This is a genomic window from Escherichia sp. KTE31, assembly GCF_000407925.1.
Taxonomy (GTDB): Bacteria; Pseudomonadota; Gammaproteobacteria; order Enterobacterales; family Enterobacteriaceae; genus Escherichia; species Escherichia ruysiae.
This window is the reverse complement of sequence record NZ_KE136722.1, coordinates 1,276,090-1,293,524: the sequence shown is the minus strand read 5'-3', so window position 1 is coordinate 1,293,524 and position 17,435 is coordinate 1,276,090. Positions and strand designations below refer to the sequence as shown.

General features: G+C 54.4%; 12 protein-coding genes. 5 read left to right on the top strand and 7 right to left on the bottom strand.

The window, feature by feature from the left end:
* Positions 1-12: 12 nt before the first annotated feature.
* Positions 13-1,623, bottom strand: a complete 1,611-nt coding sequence (gene entE, locus WES_RS14955) for a (2,3-dihydroxybenzoyl)adenylate synthase EntE (protein WP_016159116.1) — start codon at positions 1,621-1,623, stop codon at positions 13-15.
* 9 nt (positions 1,624-1,632) lie between these two features.
* Positions 1,633-2,808: an isochorismate synthase EntC gene (entC, locus tag WES_RS14960; protein ID WP_016159117.1), complete on the bottom strand. Its 1,176-nt coding sequence runs from the start codon at positions 2,806-2,808 to the stop codon at positions 1,633-1,635.
* A 188-nt stretch (positions 2,809-2,996) separates the two neighbouring features.
* Between entC and fepB the strand changes: the two genes are divergently transcribed.
* Positions 2,997-3,962, top strand: coding sequence for a Fe2+-enterobactin ABC transporter substrate-binding protein (gene fepB, locus WES_RS14965; RefSeq protein WP_016159118.1), 966 nt, complete (start codon positions 2,997-2,999; stop codon positions 3,960-3,962).
* An 80-nt stretch (positions 3,963-4,042) separates the two neighbouring features.
* Here the strand turns inward: fepB and entS are convergent, their stop codons facing one another.
* A complete protein-coding gene (gene entS, locus WES_RS14970; protein ID WP_016159119.1) occupies positions 4,043-5,293 on the bottom strand; it encodes an enterobactin transporter EntS in 1,251 nt (416 codons plus the stop codon).
* 110 nt (positions 5,294-5,403) lie between these two features.
* On the opposite strand from entS, the gene fepD reads away from it, so the two are divergent.
* Genes fepD through fepC form a run of 3 tightly spaced genes read left to right on the top strand, consistent with a single transcriptional unit; the run spans position 5,404 to position 8,206 of the window.
* Complete coding sequence (gene fepD / locus WES_RS14975) at positions 5,404-6,405, top strand: Fe(3+)-siderophore ABC transporter permease (RefSeq protein ID WP_016159120.1); 1,002 nt, start codon at positions 5,404-5,406, stop codon at positions 6,403-6,405.
* Entirely contained in the window at positions 6,402-7,394 is a 993-nt protein-coding gene (gene fepG / locus WES_RS14980; protein ID WP_016159121.1) for an iron-enterobactin ABC transporter permease, read from the top strand. The genes fepD and fepG overlap by 4 nt, the downstream gene beginning before the upstream one ends.
* Positions 7,391-8,206 carry an iron-enterobactin ABC transporter ATP-binding protein gene (fepC, locus tag WES_RS14985; protein ID WP_016159122.1) on the top strand — a complete coding sequence of 272 codons (816 nt, stop codon included), beginning with the start codon at positions 7,391-7,393 and terminating at the stop codon, positions 8,204-8,206. The genes fepG and fepC overlap by 4 nt, the downstream gene beginning before the upstream one ends.
* Here the strand turns inward: fepC and wzz(fepE) are convergent.
* The 4 genes from wzz(fepE) to fes all read right to left on the bottom strand — a co-directional run bounded on the left by wzz(fepE) (position 8,203) and on the right by fes (position 14,852).
* The gene (wzz(fepE), locus tag WES_RS14990; RefSeq protein ID WP_016159123.1) at positions 8,203-9,336 is read right to left on the bottom strand and encodes an LPS O-antigen length regulator Wzz(fepE); all 1,134 of its coding nucleotides are present in this window, start codon (positions 9,334-9,336) and stop codon (positions 8,203-8,205) included. The two genes, fepC and wzz(fepE), sit on opposite strands and share 4 nt — an antisense overlap.
* A gap of 214 nt (positions 9,337-9,550) precedes the next feature.
* Positions 9,551-13,432 carry an enterobactin non-ribosomal peptide synthetase EntF gene (gene entF / locus WES_RS14995; protein ID WP_016159124.1) on the bottom strand — a complete coding sequence of 1,294 codons (3,882 nt, stop codon included), beginning with the start codon at positions 13,430-13,432 and terminating at the stop codon, positions 9,551-9,553.
* On the bottom strand, positions 13,429-13,647 hold the full coding sequence (locus tag WES_RS15000; protein ID WP_016159125.1) for an MbtH family protein: 219 nt from the start codon (positions 13,645-13,647) through the stop codon (positions 13,429-13,431). The genes entF and WES_RS15000 overlap by 4 nt, the downstream gene beginning before the upstream one ends.
* 2 nt (positions 13,648-13,649) lie before the next feature.
* Complete coding sequence (gene fes / locus WES_RS15005) at positions 13,650-14,852, bottom strand: enterochelin esterase (protein WP_016159126.1); 1,203 nt, start codon at positions 14,850-14,852, stop codon at positions 13,650-13,652.
* Positions 14,853-15,094: 242 nt separating this feature from the next.
* On the opposite strand from fes, the gene fepA reads away from it, so the two are divergent.
* Positions 15,095-17,335, top strand: a complete 2,241-nt coding sequence (gene fepA / locus WES_RS15010) for a siderophore enterobactin receptor FepA (protein ID WP_001034901.1) — start codon at positions 15,095-15,097, stop codon at positions 17,333-17,335.
* The last annotated feature ends 100 nt before the right edge of the window (positions 17,336-17,435 follow it).

Genomic DNA, 17,435 nt, shown 5'->3' with positions numbered 1-17,435 from the left:
GTGTTCTCTCCTTCAGGCTGAAGCGCGTGACGCCAGCCACTGACGTAATTGTTTTTTATCGACTTTCCCGACCGCCGTCAGCGGAAGTGAATCCACACACTCCACGCGATCCGGTAATTTAAATTCGGCAATACCCTGCTCACGCAGGAAACGACGCACCTGCACTGCACGCAGCGGCTCTTTCACCACCAGATAAGCGCAGCTTTTTTCGCCCATCAGCTCATCTTCCATGCTCACCAGTGCGGCGTAGATCACCGCCGGATGGCGCAGCAGCAGGTTTTCGATCTCTTCGGCAGCGATCTTCTCGCCGCCACGGTTGATCTGATCTTTCTCGCGCCCCTGCACGGTGATGTAACCGTCTGGATCAATGGAGATCAGATCGCCGGAACAGTAAAAACCGTTGGCATCAAAGGCGCTGGCATTATGCTGCGGGCTTTTGTAATAGCCACGGAAGGTGTACGGCCCGCGCGTCATCAGGCGTCCAACTTCCCCTTGCGGCAGTGGATTTCCTTCAGCATCAGCAACCCACACTTCATCGTCCGGACACATTGGGTAGCCCTGGGTATGGATAATTTTCTCCGCGCTATCATCAAGACGGGTGTAGTTCACCAGCCCTTCCGCCATGCCGAACACCTGCTGCAACTGGCAGCCAATCTCTGCGGGAATACGCGCTGCAAGCGTGGCAGAAAGACGCGCGCCACCGACCTGTAACAGTTTCAGCGAGGCAAGCTGCGCCCGGCTTTCGCCTTCGGTCAGCGCCTGCAACCACAGGCTGACTGCCGGCGGCACCAGCGCGGTAACGTTAACCTGATGTTTTGCAATCAACGGGAAGCAAAGCGTGGCGCTGGGATCGGCCGCCAGAACAACCGTTCCTCCGGCAAGAAAGACGCCCAGCGATCCTGGCGAACTCATAGCGTAGTTATGAGCCGCCGGGATCGCGCACAGGTAGCGTGTCTGTTGTGTGAACTGACAAATCTCGACGCTACGACGCACGCTGTAGTAGTAGTCGTTATGAGTGCGCGGGATCAGCTTCGGTGTACCGGTGGTGCCGCCGGAAAGCTGGAAATAGGCCACTTCATCAGCAGGTGACGGCGTAGCAGTAAAACCGTCTGCCGGATGGTTAATCGCATCCTGCAAGTTATGCTCACCGCTGTCGTTGTGCAGTTGCACCACGCGAATGGAGGAATGGTCTGTGACGAAAGTATTGAGGAAATCATCCCCGCTAAACAGCGCATGTTGGCGATCGGCAATCAGCAATGCGGGTTCAATCTGGCTGGCATAGGCGTTCAGTTCACTACGCTGATGGCTGAACAACGCCAGCACCGGCGCAACGCCCAGTTTCAGCAGCGCAAAAAAGGTAATGTACAGTTCAGCGACGTTACCCAACTGTACCAGCGCGGTTTCGCCCGATTTAATTCCCTGACGGCGCAGGCTACAGGCGAGATTATCCGTCGCCTGATTCAGTTCCCGATAACTCAACTGCCGCTCGCCGTCGATAACCGCGATGCTGTCACTCGCGGCGTGGCGGGTCAAAATGTCGGTCAGCGGCAAATCCTGCCAGTAGCCTTTTTCCCGATAGCGACGGGCAAACTCTTCCGGCCAGCGGGTGAATGGGATGCTCATCCTCGCTCCTTAATGCAATCCAAAAACGTTCAACATGGTAGAAAGTTTGACACCGGTTTCGCGCCATTCGCTAAGTGGTGATGACGCAGGCACAATCCCCGCTCCGGCAAACAGGCGCACCTGATTTTTCCGCAATTTTGCGCAGCGGATGGTCACCACCCACTCGCCGTTACCTTCGCTGTCGCACCAGCCGACAATGCCGCCAAACAGTTCGCGGTCGAACGGCTCCAGTTCAGCAATAACCTGGGTCGCGGCCTGATGCGGGAAACCGCTCAGCGCGGGGGTCGGATGCAGCAGACAGGCCAGAGTCAGTGCGTTTTCTTGCGAATTCGCTTTACCTTCAAAGGGAGTTGCGAGATGCCACAGCGTCGGCGTGGTGATCAGTTGTGGAGAGGAAGGAACGTGTAACTCACTACTGCGTTCGCGTAGCACCTCTTTCATCGCCTGGGTCACCAGTTCATGTTCATGGCGATCTTTTTCCGACGCCAGCAGACGATTTCCCGCTTCCCTGTCCAGCACTTCATCCGGCTGACGGCGCGCGGAACCAGCTAACGGAATGGAGCTAAAACGCTCACCGTCTTTACGTAGCAGCAGTTCCGGGCTGGCACCGAGTAGAACTCCACCATCGGACAGCGGGACATGGAAGTTGTAACTAACCGGGTTTTGCGCAATCAACCGCTCCAGCAGTACACCGCTGTCAATGGCGGCGTCGGTGGTGATATCAATCAACCGTGATAACACCACTTTGTCGACCTGCGGCGTGGCAGTAAGTGCGGCGGCGCGGGCGACCATCTGTTCAAACGTGGCTTGTTCTGGAATTGCCTGACGTTCCACCACGTTCAGCGCCTGGCTGCGGGTGAAACGGCGCGCGGAAGCTTGTTTTTCTTTGCGGGAGAATGGCTGCCAGGATTCGGGAATATACAGCGACGAAGGCTGACGTGGATCGAAGGGAATCGCCCCGACCATCACCGGATTTTTGATACCCTGCGCTTTGGCATCGGCAAACAGCGCGGCGAGTTTTTGCTGGAAGGGACTGTCGGGCGAATCCCCGTTCACAGCCGGTTCATCGAAGCGGGCGAAACATCCTGACGTCGTAAAACTGCGGTACGGCGACATAAAGAAAAAGCGATTGGGCGCAAGTGTTGCCATGGTCTGCTGTACTTCCTCAGCCAGTGACGTATCCATATCATCCTCCACAAAATGATAAAGGCTTTAATAATGATTATCATTTATATTTTCGGTCGCTAACCTAAAAGCAAACGCGCACTATGTCAACTCTTGAGGCAACGCAATCTACAACTCGGGGTTGCATCTGCTTGTCGTTACAATGAAAATGAGAAGCATTAACTTCATTAATAACAGGAAGCTGATTCGTGAGACTCGCCCCGCTCTACCGCAACGCCCTTCTATTAACAGGACTTTTGCTTTCAGGAATAGCCGCCGTTCAGGCTGCCGACTGGCCGCGTCAGATTACTGACAGTCGTGGCACTCATACCCTGGAAAGCCAACCGCAGCGTATTGTTTCCACCAGCGTCACCCTGACCGGCTCACTGCTGGCGATCGATGCTCCAGTGATCGCCAGTGGCGCGACCACGCCGAATAACCGCGTAGCGGATGACCTGGGCTTTTTACGCCAGTGGAGCAAGGTGGCGAAAGAACGCAAACTGCAGCGGCTCTATATCGGCGAACCGAGTGCCGAAGCCGTTGCCGCGCAAATGCCAGATCTGATTTTAATTAGCGCCACCGGCGGCGATTCGGCGCTGGCGCTGTACGATCAGCTTTCCACCATCGCCCCGACGTTAATCATCAATTACGACGACAAAAGCTGGCAGTCGCTGTTAACGCAGCTTGGCGAAATTACCGGACATGAGAAACAAGCGGCAGAGCGGATTGCACAGTTTGATAAGCAACTGACGGCGGCGAAAGAGCAAATCAAATTACCGCCGCAGCCAGTCACTGCCATTGTTTATACTGCTGCCGCGCACAGTGCTAATCTCTGGACGCCGGAATCAGCACAAGGGCAGATGCTGGAACAACTCGGCTTTACGCTGGCGAAGTTGCCCGCAGGGTTAAACGCCAGCCAAAGCCAGGGCAAACGCCATGACATCATTCAGCTTGGTGGGGAAAATCTGGCGACAGGGTTAAATGGCGAGTCACTATTCCTGTTCGCCGGTGATCAGAAAGACGCCGATGCTATTTATGCCAATCCGCTGCTCGCGCACCTGCCTGCAGTACAAAACAAGCAGGTTTATGCGCTGGGAACCGAGACGTTCCGTCTGGATTACTACAGCGCCATGCAAGTGCTGGATAGGCTTAATTCACTGTTTAAAAAAGATTGATAAAACATACAATTAGAGCACAAACAGTCCCCTCGCCTCTCCGGGCTGAGGATTAGGGTGAGGGGAAAATGCACCTTTAACTAATTCTCAGACGCTGCCGCTTGTGGCGGCGTCTGGCGAAAACGTCGCAACTCCACCAACACCAGCAATAACAACACGCCGATAATCAACAAACCAAAACCGCTCGCGCTTGCGGAAGCAACCGGTGTCATCATCGCCCCCAGACCGCCCAGCAGCGCCGCGCCTATAGCATCGCCCGTCACGTTTTGCGCCGTCCACAGACCGTTAATCCGCCCTAACATCGCTTCCGGGGTTTGCGTTTGCAGCATTGTATATTGCAGCAACGAACTGACCGCGCTCAACCAGCCGAACAGCGCCAGACAAACCACGCCTAAAATCCACATCGGCATCAGGCCAAACAGACCAATGGCGAGGAACGATCCCAGCGTGGAAAGCAACATCAATAACCCTGGTCGCGGGCTATGCGCCAGCTTTCCGCTGGTTAACGCGCCAATAGCCGCACCGAGCGGGATCGCCGCATAGAGAAAACCAATCTGTGCTGCCGACATCCGCCAGTTGTCAGCCAGCGCCGGATACAGTACCCGCACCGCACTCGCCATCGTCAATAAACCACCCAGCAGCGCAATTCCCCCCACCAGCGGGCTGGCGAGCAGAAAACGAAACGCTGCCAGAAGCGATTTCAGCGGATGCTCACGCGGCTGCGGCGGCGGTGGCAGCGCCGGAAGGCTTAACAACGGCAGCAGGGTAATAAACGTTCCCGCCGCCGCCAGCCCGTAGTTCCAGGCTACGCCGCCAGTCGCCAGCAGTAAACCGCCAATCATAGGCGAAATCACCGATCCCAGGCGCACGGTCAACATGGTGATCGCCCCGGCCTGCATTAAGTTTTCACGCCCTACCAGTGCAGGTGTCGCCGCCAGTAGCGCCGTAACGCTAAGCGATGCGAAAAAACCATCCCATAAACCAAGTAAATAGATTGCCAATAGAGATGGCTCTGGCAACAGCGCATTCAAACACAGGCCAATAAAACCAATGCCACAAGTGCCGCGCGCCAGCAGAATCACTTTTTTGCGCTCATAGCGATCTGCCAGCACGCCGCCAACCATCAGGCCAACAAACATCGCGCTGCCGGTGAGCGTCACCGAAAGCCCCACCTGCCAGGTAGAATGCGTCATCATCTGGATCTGCACCGGCACCGCGACGCCGAGCAAACCCAGAGAAACAATAGAGATAAAACGAGCGAGGAATACTGCGCGAAACGCCGGGTGCGTTTTCAACAGGCTGAGGTTAAGCAGCCAGGATTGTTTATTCATTACAATGCCTTGCCATCAAATATTTTAAATACCTATTCTTAGGCTGCACATGCTAACATATCCAAATAAGATCGATAACGATAATTAATTTCATTATCATGGAAGTTCGTATGTCTGGTTCTGTTGCCGTGACACGCGCCATTGCCGTGCCCGGATTGCTGTTATTACTGATTATCGCGACGGCATTAAGCCTGCTCATTGGGGCAAAATCACTCCCCGCCTCCGTCGTGCTGGAGGCCCTCTCCGGCACCTGCCAAAGCGCCGACTGCACCATCGTGCTCGACGCCCGACTGCCGCGCACCCTTGCCGGATTGCTGGCAGGCGGTGCGCTTGGTCTTGCCGGAGCGTTAATGCAAACCCTCACCCGAAATCCGCTTGCCGACCCTGGTTTGCTTGGCGTAAACGCCGGAGCCAGCTTTGCCATTGTGCTGGGCGCGGCGCTGTTTGGTTACTCATCCGCGCAGGAACAACTGGCGATGGCCTTCGCCGGGGCGCTGGTGGCCTCATTGATTGTTGCCTTTACCGGTAGCCAGGGCGGCGGGCAGTTAAGTCCGGTGCGTTTAACCCTGGCGGGCGTGGCGCTGGCGGCGGTGCTGGAAGGGCTGACCAGCGGTATCGCCCTGCTTAATCCTGACGTCTATGATCAACTGCGTTTCTGGCAAGCCGGTTCGCTGGATATTCGCAATCTACATACCTTAAAAGTGGTGCTGATCCCGGTGCTGATCGCCGGAGCAACCGCGCTATTACTGAGCCGCGCACTGAACAGTTTAAGCCTCGGCAGCGACACCGCGACGGCGCTGGGCAGTCGCGTGGCGCGCACACAGATAATTGGTCTGCTGGCGATTACCGTGCTTTGTGGTAGTGCGACAGCGGTAGTTGGCCCGATTGCCTTTATCGGCCTGATGATGCCGCATATGGCGCGTTGGCTGGTGGGTGCCGATCATCGCTGGTCGCTGCCCGTCACGCTACTCGCCACCCCTGCCCTGCTGCTGTTTGCCGATATCATCGGGCGGGTGATTCCCGGCGAGTTGCGCGTTTCTGTGGTCAGTGCGTTTATTGGTGCACCGGTGCTAATCTTCCTCGTGCGACGTAAAACGCGAGGTGGTGCATGATTTACGTCTCTCGCCGATTACTCATCACCTGTTTGCTGCTGATTTCCGCCTGTGTGGTTGCAGGTATCTGGGGATTACGCAGCGGTGCCGTCACGCTGGAAACCTCGCAGGTATTCGCCGCGCTGATGGGCGATGCGCCGCGCAGTATGACGATGGTGGTCACCGAATGGCGTTTACCACGCGTGCTGATGGCGCTGTTGATTGGCGCGGCGCTGGGCGTCAGCGGCGCGATTTTTCAGTCGCTGATGCGTAACCCGCTCGGCAGCCCTGACGTAATGGGCTTTAACACCGGGGCGTGGAGCGGCGTGCTGGTGGCGATGGTGCTGTTTGGTCAGGACCTGACGGCTATCGCGCTGGCAGCAATGATGGGCGGCATTGTCACTTCGCTGTTGGTCTGGCTGCTCGCCTGGCGTAACGGCATCGACACCTTTCGGTTGATTATTATCGGTATCGGTGTTCGCGCCATGCTGGTGGCCTTTAATACCTGGCTGTTGCTGAAAGCGTCTTTAGAAACGGCGCTAACAGCAGGTTTGTGGAATGCCGGATCGCTCAACGGCCTGACATGGACAAAAACCTTGCCTTCCGCGCCAATCATTATATTGATGTTAATTGCCGCCGCCTTGTTGGTACGCCGGATGCGCTTGCTGGAGATGGGCGATGATACCGCCTGCTCGCTGGGCGTCAGCGTCGAACGCTCGCGTCTGTTAATGATGCTGGTCGCCGTAGTACTTACCGCTGCGGCAACTGCCCTGGCGGGGCCGATTTCCTTTATTGCGCTGGTTGCACCACACATTGCCCGGCGCATCAGCGGCACTGCCCGCTGGGGACTAACCCAGGCTGCGCTGTGTGGTGCGCTGTTACTGCTGGCAGCCGATCTCTGCGCCCAACAACTGTTTATGCCGTATCAACTTCCGGTTGGCGTCGTTACCGTCAGCCTCGGCGGTATTTACCTTATCGTCTTGTTAATTCAGGAGTCTCGCAAAAAATGACCGAATCAGTAGCCCGTTTGCGCGGCGAACAGTTAACCCTCGGATATGGCAAATATACCGTTGCGGAAAATCTGACTGTAGAAATACCTGATGGTCACTTCACGGCAATTATCGGGCCAAATGGCTGCGGTAAATCCACTTTACTGCGTACTTTAAGCCGCCTGATGACGCCTGCTCACGGGCATGTCTGGCTGGATGGCAAGCACATTCAACATTACGCCAGTAAAGAGGTTGCACGCCGGATTGGTCTGTTGGCGCAAAATGCTACCACGCCGGGCGATATCACCGTGCAGGAGCTGGTGGCGCGTGGACGTTACCCGCATCAACCGCTGTTTACCCGCTGGCGCAAAGAAGATGAAGAAGCGGTAACGAAAGCGATGCAGGCCACGGGCATTACCCATCTGGCGAATCAAAGCGTTGACACCCTTTCCGGTGGGCAACGGCAGCGAGCGTGGATTGCCATGGTGCTGGCACAGGAAACGGCGATTATGCTGCTTGACGAGCCGACCACCTGGCTGGATATCAGTCATCAAATTGATCTACTGGAATTATTGAGCGAACTGAACCGCGAGAAAGGCTATACGCTGGCGGCGGTGCTGCACGATCTTAATCAGGCCTGCCGTTACGCCAGCCATTTGATTGCGCTGCGGGAAGGAAAAATTGTCGCTCAGGGAGCGCCGAAAGAGATCGTCACGGCTGAACTGATCGAGCGTATTTACGGTTTGCGCTGCATGATTATTGATGATCCGGTAGCCGGAACGCCATTAGTGGTGCCGCTCGGACGAACGGCACCGTCAACCGCCGTGATTTAAACTAACCGATCTTCCATCATGGCATCCTGTTTTCTGGATGCCATTGCATGATGCAAGAGCACACTACCACAAGCAACCATACCGCCGATCAGCGCGGAAAGGATCACAATAATCGCTTTGCCCGGACCGTCTTTTTTCACCGGCAAGGATGGACGCAACTGATATTTAAACGGCGTAAAATTCACATCGTTGACATTTGCTTTTGTTAATTGCTCGACAAGATATTGACGATTACGTAATTCACCATTTAGTTCCGCAACGTCAGTAACCGCTTTTTCAATTTCAAGTTTGCGTTCAATACCGTCAGCACCGAGAGAAATAGAAAAATCAGGGTCATCTTTAACAGCCTGACCATTACTGTAAACAGGCTTTTTAATTCCTGCCGCATTGGCAATATCCAGTGAATAATTGAGCCGCTGAATATTTGCATCAAGCTGGTTTTTCGTTTTAATGCGATCCTGAGCCAGTTTTTCTTTTTCAAACTGGGTTCTGATTTCCAGTTTATTACGTATGTTTTCTATCGACTCTTTCACCACCAACGTTGAGATATAATCGATATAACCAGCCAATACTGTCTGCGCTTCTTCACTGGTGGGTGCGGTGAAACTTAATGTCCAGGAAGTATACAACGCAGGCTCATCTTTTTTCTTACTGGCGTTGTCATCAACCGCTTTCATTTTTTCGCTCAATGTGACAATAGCGCGATGCAGCTCCTGTTCATCAATCTTCGCCTCTTTTAATTGATCCATGACATAAGGGGACGAACGCAGATAGTCTTCCAATAAACTCACAGACTGAAATTTCTTGATAAACAGGTTAAACACACCATTGCGATCGATATTGGCATCCAGATCCAGCACGCGGAGTTTGGTGAAGACCTTCTCCAGATCTTGCCACTGGACAGCCTCTGCGGGCGTGATAACTGCCGAGCTGGTCCATTTTTGCGGCAAAATGAAAGACACCAGTAACCCGATACAGGCAAAGGCTAAAGCCACCGCTATTACACGCGTTTTTGCGTACCACAAAACTTCGATAAGTTTAAGTAAATCAATTTCATTATTACTGGGCGACGCCAGATGATAATCGGGAAAATGAGAATCGCTTCCCTGCTTAATATTCAGTGATGACATGCGATATGACCTGAAATGAGTCCAATAAGATTAAATCTCCACGGCGCTCACTTTATCAGTTAGCAAGAATTATCCGAAGCTGAACTTTGTAAATTCCCCTCACCGAACACAACATTAAGCGTGTTTTCAGAGAAGCAACTGAGGATTCATCATAATAATAAATAATAAAATCCACAATCATTTACAGTAATTATGGATTTTATTTAAGATAAAGTTATTTATTTAGCGTCGCCAAAATAATTGGCCCGATTTTTTCAAATGCCATTGGCGAGATAATATCCATATGAGCACAATCTAAACGATAAATATCCAGCTCAGCTACCCATGGCGACCAGGCGCGTTCGGGACTCATACCTTCCTGAAGTGTACGTTCAGCAACAAATAGCGTCGCTTTACCATCAAATGGTACGCTATGAGCCGTGCTTAACAGACGCACTGCATCAGCGTAATTACCTTCAATGGTGGTAAACAGCTCCGTCGACGCAGTTCCCTGCTGTGCCGCCAGGAAGGCTTCGCGCTCGCGGTTAATCTCCGCCAGCACTTCCGGGTCCAGAGCGTTAGCTTCTTTTTCCTGCCAGTTTTGCGTTTCTGGCGGCCAGGTATCCAGCAAGCCAAGAAATGCCACCTGTTCGCCACGGGCACGCAACCGCGCCGCAATCCCCTGCGCCAGCGTACCGCCCAGCGAATAACCCAGCAGGTAATAAGGGCCGTGAGGTTGTTGTTCAAGTAACGTTGCCAGATGCGCTTCGCAGACTTCATCCAGGTTTGCAGCCTTCTGCATGGGGCCATGAGGGCGCGGCGACTGAATGCCAATAATCGACCATTGTGGATCGAGATAACGCGAGAGCACGCTAAACTGCCAGGCAAAACCGGACGCCGGATGGAAACAAAACAGCGTCGGGCCATTACCTTCACGCAACGGCAGAATGGTTTCGAATCCCATGCGCCGGGTGCTGTCTTCTTCACCATCAATAATCGTTGCCAGTTTGGCGACGGTTGACGCAACCATCACCTGCCCCGGCGTCACCTGGCGGGCAAACTGCCGACTTAACTGCGCCGCCAGTTTCATCGCCAGCAGCGAATGACCGCCAAGAGCGAAGAAATCAGCGTCGGCATCCTGCACATCACAGCCCAGCAATGACGAGAACGCCCTGGCGATAATCATTTCGCTGCCCGCTTTCGGCGCTCGTCCCGGCGTTTGTGCTTTCAATTCCGGCAACGGTAAAGCTTTACGATCCAGCTTGCCATTGGCGCTAAGCGGCAACTGCGGAAGTTGCAGCAGAACGACGGGCACCATATGCGGTGGCAACGTTTCGCGCAACTGCGCCTGTAATGCGCTGGTATCCAGCGGCAGGCCTGATTGCGACACCAGATACCCTACCAACTGGCGCGCATCGCCGCCGGTTGCTGTCGCCTGGTTAATTACACAAGCATGAGTAACGGCCTGTTCGACATCCGGCAGCGCCTGCATCACGCGGTCGATTTCGCCCAGTTCAATACGCTGACCACGAATTTTTAGCTGATCGTCACTGCGCCCGAGGTATTCCACCGCGCCATTTTCCAGCCAACGAGCAACGTCTCCGGTACGGTACATGCGTTCACCAGGAGCGAAAGGGTCGGCAATAAAGCGGCTGGCGGTCAGATCGGGTCGCCCAAGATACCCTTGCGCCAGTTGAATGCCAGTGAGATAGAGATCGCCCGCCACACCCGGCGGCACCGGATGCATCATCGCATCAAGAATACGCAGCCCCGTGTTCCACACCGGATAACCAATTGGCACGCTGCTGCCGCGTACTTGTGCCAGTTCCTCGCCAAAAGCCAGATACCAGCTAACATCCACCGCTGCTTCCGTTGGGCCATAAAGATTATGTAACGGCACGCCGGTTAACTGTTGCCATTCACGGCATAAATCGGCCGGTAACGCTTCACCGCTACAGAAAACCTGTTTCAACGTCGCACAACTTTTCCGGGCAGTTTCCGGTGTCAGTGAAGCAACAAACGCCGCCAGCATCGACGGCACAAAGTGCGTGGTCGTCACGCCATATTCGGCAAAGAATTGTTGCATAGCGAGCGGATCGCGGTGCGCCTCTGGCTCTGCCATCACCAGTTTCGCCCCCGCAATAAACGGCCAGAAAAACTCCCACACCGAGACATCAAAACTACACGGCGTTTTTTGGGCAACGACATCTTCGCCTGTAAGCGGATAGTGGTTTTGCATCCATAACAGGCGGTTGACGATAGCCGTCTGCCCAACCATCACCCCTTTCGGCCTGCCGGTGGAACCCGAGGTAAAGATGATATAAGCCGTGTGGTGCGGTTGTGAAAGTTGCAGCGGCGCACTGCCCTGTGGAGTAAGCGGGGCGTTATAGCAAAGGCTGGTTAAATTGGGAACATCGCTAAAGCGCGGCAATTGATCGTCGGTGGTGATTAACAGCGACGGGCGCGCATCTTCCAGCATCATCTTCAGGCGATCGTCCGGATAACCCGTATCCAGCGGTAGCCAGGCCGCGCCTGCTTCAACTATCGCATGTAGTGCCAGGGTCAAAAAGACCGAGCGCGGTAGCGCCACCGCCACGCTGTCGCCAGGTTTAACGCCGCGCTCACGCAGCAGATTCGCCAGCGCCACCACCTGCTCGCGCATTTCCCGATAGCTGAACTGATAATGAGCGTCAGCCAGTGCCGGAGCATCCGGCGTTTTGGCTGCCTGTTCTGCCACCAGCGCGCTCAGCGTGGTTTCAGGGATTTCTACCTGTGTGGCGTTGATCTGCGCCAACTGTGCATACTCACCTGGCAGCATAATATCGACATCGCCGCACAACAGCGCCGGATTCGCGGCGAACTGCGCAATCAGCATTTTCAGACGTTCGGCGTGCTGGATTAACGTTGGCTCATCGTAACGCTGTTTATTGGCGAGGATCTCAATATTCAAACCACCGTGTTCATCCGGGAACAGCGCCAGTTCAAGGTCATTAACCGGCCCCGTTGCCAGGGTGTGGGTTTGCGCCTGAACACCCGGAATATCCAGTTGGTATTCAAATACTTTGATATTGAGTACCGGACCGAAGAGCGGTTCCTCTCCCGCCGCACGCCCACTGTCACGGACAATTTGTTCGGCGTCGTAGCGTTGATGGCGGCGCATTTTTTTTAGTTGTGCCGCCAGTCGGGTTGCCAGTTGTGACAGCGTTTCTTGCGCTTCAATGTGAATACCCAACGGTAAAACGTTGAGCACGGGGCCGGTAGCCGTCAGCGCCGCCGAGCCCATTCGACGCATAAAGATGAATCCGGCGGCGTAGTCCATGCGGTTGCACAATCGCCCCAGCCATAAGGCCGCCAGCGCAAGAGCTAAATCGGTACGTTGTACGGTCGGCAGTTGGGCTGCCAACTGGCGGAATTCTCCGTCGGTAAATTCCAGTTTCAGGCGCAGAATATCTGCCGAGGCGCCGCGCCCCGCTAAAGGTGCAGACGAAAGTGACGCAGGTGGCGACAGTTGGCGACGCTGTTCCGCCCAGAATGCCGCATCACGCTGCCAGGCCTCGCTTTCGCGGTACTGCTGGTACTCATCCACCACTTCAGCGAAAGGCGTAAACGGCGAAGCAGGCGTTGGTTCGCCACGCAGCCATGCACAGTAAATATTGGCGATCTGGCGGGTAATGGCCGGGAAACTGAAGCCATCGACCAGCAAATGGTGGTAACGCTGATACCAGTACCAGCGGTTATCCGCCACCTGAATTAACTGATGAAAGACCTGCGGTTTACCGCTATCGACGCGCAGGTTTTGTTGCAAATCGGCCTGCATTAAGGCCTGCGCAGTACCGTGCGGATCAATATTGGTTCGCAGGTCGATAATTTCTGGCCGTTCAAACGTCAGCGCATCATCGACCCATTGCCAGACTTCACCGTTATCTTCCGTAAAACGCATCCGCAACGTATCCGCTTGTGCTAAGCCGGCAACCACCGCGCGGGCCAGCAGCGGTGCATCAATATCTCCGGTTAACTCAACGTAATGCGCCACGCTCCAGGCAGAGGGTAAATCTGACAGTTTTTCTGCCATCCAGATGCCGGGTTGCGCCGCAACCAAAGGTAAATGCTGGCTCATTGCGCCTCCTGCTGCCGGGTAAAATTCGTCGGTGTCAGAGTACGCCAGTGGGCTTCAAGCCACTGCTGGCAGGACTCTTGTGACTGCGGCTGACACACAACGTCCCAGCCTGCCGGTAAGGCGCATTGTTGCGGCCACAGACTGAATTGCCCCTGCGCATTGCGCAAAATGTAAAACGCTCCCTGCGGATCATCGAAGGGATTACTGAATGCCATATTCAACTCCTGTCATGGAAAAGTGGTTGCCAGAGGTCAATTAACCCCTGCATCAAGCCACCGCGCCAACAAAGTGCATCATGTCCGCCGTCAACCTGACGCCAGAAAATGGATTCTTTTATGGGGTGTAATTGCGCATACAGCGCCTGATTGGCCCGCATAATCATCGGCTCGCGAAAACCCGCTTCCAGCACAATGCGCAGACCTTCGGCGCTAACTTCACCAGCTTTAAGCTTTTCAAGTAACACGCCCTCTTGCTGCCCGCCCCGATGCGGCCACCAGTACGATCCTGACTGGCTTAATACACAGCCAAAGCGTTCAGGCCAGTGCAGTCCGGCATACAGCGCGGAAAGTCCACCAAAACTCTGCCCGGCGACCACGGTGCGATCGGCGCGATCGCTAAAAGGAGCGATTGTTTTCACCAACGGCAGTAACTCTTGCTGTACTGCCAGCCAGAAATCCGCATTACACGGAAGTTCGTGAGCACGGTGCGCGGTGTCGATGGCTTCAATCAACACATACACGGCGGGAGGAAGTTGCTGACGATAGGTCAGCGAAGTCAGCGCAGGCCAGACGGGCATACTTTGCGCCCAAAATTCGCCATCGAGCAGAATGGCTAACGGACGCTCTTCGGCTGGCGCATCACCAGTGGAAAAAATCCATACACGACGTGAATTTCCCAACCGTTCACTTTTCCAGGTTATTTCTTTAGCTGAGTTATCGGGCGTTTGCGGACAATCCCAGCCAGGTTGCAGCGGCGCTTGCGGCATTTCGAGGGCGGAAACAGCGTGCCCTCGCCCTCCTTTCCAGCTTTGCGGATTCAGCGGATCGGCTATCGCCTGGGGTAATAGTTTTCGCCAGCCCTCACGTAATTCGAGGCGATCGGGTGATGGTGCAGAAAAAATGTCATCGCGTTCGGTGGGAATAAAACAGTAACTGCCGCGCCAGTTAGCACTGAGTTGTGTCGTCCACTGCCAGACATCGGTGCCTGCAATGCGATGCATCGACTGGGGATGGCTGTTCTGATGGTGATCGGTAACGCCAGTGATATAAACCCATACGCGCTTTACCGTCGAGCGGTCTTCAGAACCTTGAGGGTCACGCCACCAGAAAGTGACCTGATATATTTCGTCATTCAGACGCTGCCATTCCGGGCCATGTTTCGACTGCCACCAGCTCTCACTTCCCACGTTTAACGCCGTCACACCATAACCCCATGTTTACTGTGCAATTTTTTATTGATTGCAGAAATATATTGATAATATTATTGATAACTATTTGCATTTGCAATAGCGTATTGGCGCGCCATGTCAAGCGAGCACATTAATTAACCAACTGCACTGCGTGTCTTTCAGGATCAAAGGTTTTCGCGGTAGCGGGATGCGTCATGCTGATGACGACCATGCCCGACAGTTGCAATTCGTGGCAAAAATGCAGGAATAAAACAATGAACAAGAAGATTCATTCCCTGGCCTTGTTGGTCAACCTGGGGATTTATGGGGTAGCGCAGGCACAAGAGCCAACCGATACCCCTGTTTCACATGACGATACCATTGTCGTTACCGCCGCCGAGCAGAACTTGCAGGCGCCTGGCGTTTCGACCATCACCGCAGATGAAATCCGCAAAAACCCGGTTGCCCGCGATGTATCGGAGATCATCCGTACCATGCCCGGCGTTAACCTGACCGGTAACTCCACCAGCGGTCAGCGTGGTAATAACCGCCAGATTGATATTCGCGGCATGGGTCCAGAAAACACGCTGATTTTGATTGACGGCAAGCCGGTCAGCAGCCGTAACTCGGTGCGTCAGGGCTGGCGCGGCGAGCGCGATACTCGTGGTGATACCTCCTGGGTGCCGCCGGAGATGATTGAACGTATTGAAGTTCTGCGTGGCCCGGCGGCTGCACGTTATGGCAACGGCGCGGCGGGTGGCGTAGTTAACATCATCACCAAAAAAGGCAGCGGCGAGTGGCACGGTTCCTGGGATGCTTATTTCAACGCCCCAGAACATAAAGAGGAAGGCGCCACCAAACGCACCAACTTCAGCCTGACCGGTCCGCTGGGCGATGAATTCAGTTTCCGCTTGTATGGCAACCTCGACAAAACCCAGGCCGACGCGTGGGATATTAACCAGGGTCATCAGTCCGCGCGTGCCGGAACCTATGCAACTACCCTACCGGCCGGGCGCGAAGGGGTGATCAACAAAGATATTAACGGCGTAGTTCGTTGGGACTTCGCGCCTCTGCAATCACTCGAACTGGAAGCGGGTTACAGCCGCCAGGGTAACCTGTATGCGGGCGATACCCAGAACACCAACTCTGACGCTTACACTCGCTCGAAATATGGCGATGAAACCAACCGCCTGTATCGCCAGAACTACTCGCTGACCTGGAACGGTGGCTGGGATAACGGCGTGACCACCAGCAACTGGGTGCAGTACGAACACACCCGTAACTCGCGTATTCCGGAAGGTCTGGCGGGTGGTACCGAAGGGAAATTTAACGAAAAAGCGACACAGGATTTCGTCGATATCGATCTTGATGACGTGATGCTGCACAGCGAAGTTAACCTGCCGATTGATTTCCTCGTTAACCAAACGCTGACGCTGGGTACGGAGTGGAATCAGCAACGGATGAAGGACTTAAGTTCCAACACCCAGGCACTGACCGGAACGAATACCGGTGGCGCTATTGATGGCGTGAGTGCCACCGACCGTAGCCCGTATTCAAAAGCAGAAATTTTCTCACTGTTTGCCGAAAACAACATGGAGCTGACTGACAGCACCATCGTAACGCCGGGGCTGCGTTTCGATCATCACAGTATTGTCGGCAATAACTGGAGCCCGGCGCTGAACATATCGCAAGGTTTAGGCGATGACTTCACGCTGAAAATGGGCATTGCCCGTGCTTATAAAGCGCCGAGCCTGTACCAGACTAACCCGAACTACATTCTCTACAGTAAAGGTCAGGGTTGCTATGCCAGCGCGGGCGGCTGCTATCTGCAAGGTAATGATGACCTGAAAGCGGAAACCAGCATCAACAAAGAGATTGGTCTGGAGTTCAAACGCGACGGCTGGTTGGCGGGCGTCACCTGGTTCCGTAACGATTATCGCAATAAGATTGAAGCGGGCTATGTGGCTGTAGGGCAAAACGCAGTCGGCACCGATCTCTATCAGTGGGATAACGTGCCGAAAGCGGTGGTTGAAGGTCTGGAAGGATCGTTAAACGTACCGGTTAGCGAAACGGTGATGTGGACCAACAACATCACTTATATGCTGAAGAGTGAAAACAAAACCACGGGCGACCGTTTGTCGATCATCCCGGAGTATACGTTGAACTCAACGCTGAGCTGGCAGGCACGGGAAGATTTGTCGATGCAAACGACCTTCACCTGGTACGGCAAGCAGCAGCCGAAGAAGTACAACTATAAAGGTCAGCCAGCGGTTGGACCGGAAACCAAAGAAATTAGCCCTTACAGCATTGTTGGCCTGAGCGCGACCTGGGATGTGACGAAGAATGTCAGTCTGACCGGCGGCGTGGACAACCTGTTCGACAAGCGTTTGTGGCGTGCGGGTAATGCCCAGACCACAGGCGATTTGGCAGGAGCCAACTATATCGCGGGTGCCGGCGCGTATACCTATAACGAGCCGGGACGTACGTGGTATATGAGCATTAATACTCACTTCTGATGCTAACGTCAGATTGTTGACAAAGTGCGCGTCGTTCATGCCGGATGCGGCGTGAACGCCTTATCCGGCCTACAAAATCTTGCCAATTCAATATATTGCA

Coding starts and splice junctions, on each gene's coding strand:
- entS (WP_016159119.1), bottom strand. CDS start 5,293: ATGAATAAACAATCCTGGCTGCTTAACCTCAGCCTGTTGAAAACGCAC.
- WES_RS15000 (WP_016159125.1), bottom strand. CDS start 13,647: ATGGCATTCAGTAATCCCTTCGATGATCCGCAGGGAGCGTTTTACATT.
- entC (WP_016159117.1), bottom strand. CDS start 2,808: ATGGATACGTCACTGGCTGAGGAAGTACAGCAGACCATGGCAACACTT.
- fepG (WP_016159121.1), top strand. CDS start 6,402: ATGATTTACGTCTCTCGCCGATTACTCATCACCTGTTTGCTGCTGATT.
- fepD (WP_016159120.1), top strand. CDS start 5,404: ATGTCTGGTTCTGTTGCCGTGACACGCGCCATTGCCGTGCCCGGATTG.
- fepC (WP_016159122.1), top strand. CDS start 7,391: ATGACCGAATCAGTAGCCCGTTTGCGCGGCGAACAGTTAACCCTCGGA.
- entE (WP_016159116.1), bottom strand. CDS start 1,623: ATGAGCATCCCATTCACCCGCTGGCCGGAAGAGTTTGCCCGTCGCTAT.
- fepA (WP_001034901.1), top strand. CDS start 15,095: ATGAACAAGAAGATTCATTCCCTGGCCTTGTTGGTCAACCTGGGGATT.
- entF (WP_016159124.1), bottom strand. CDS start 13,432: ATGAGCCAGCATTTACCTTTGGTTGCGGCGCAACCCGGCATCTGGATG.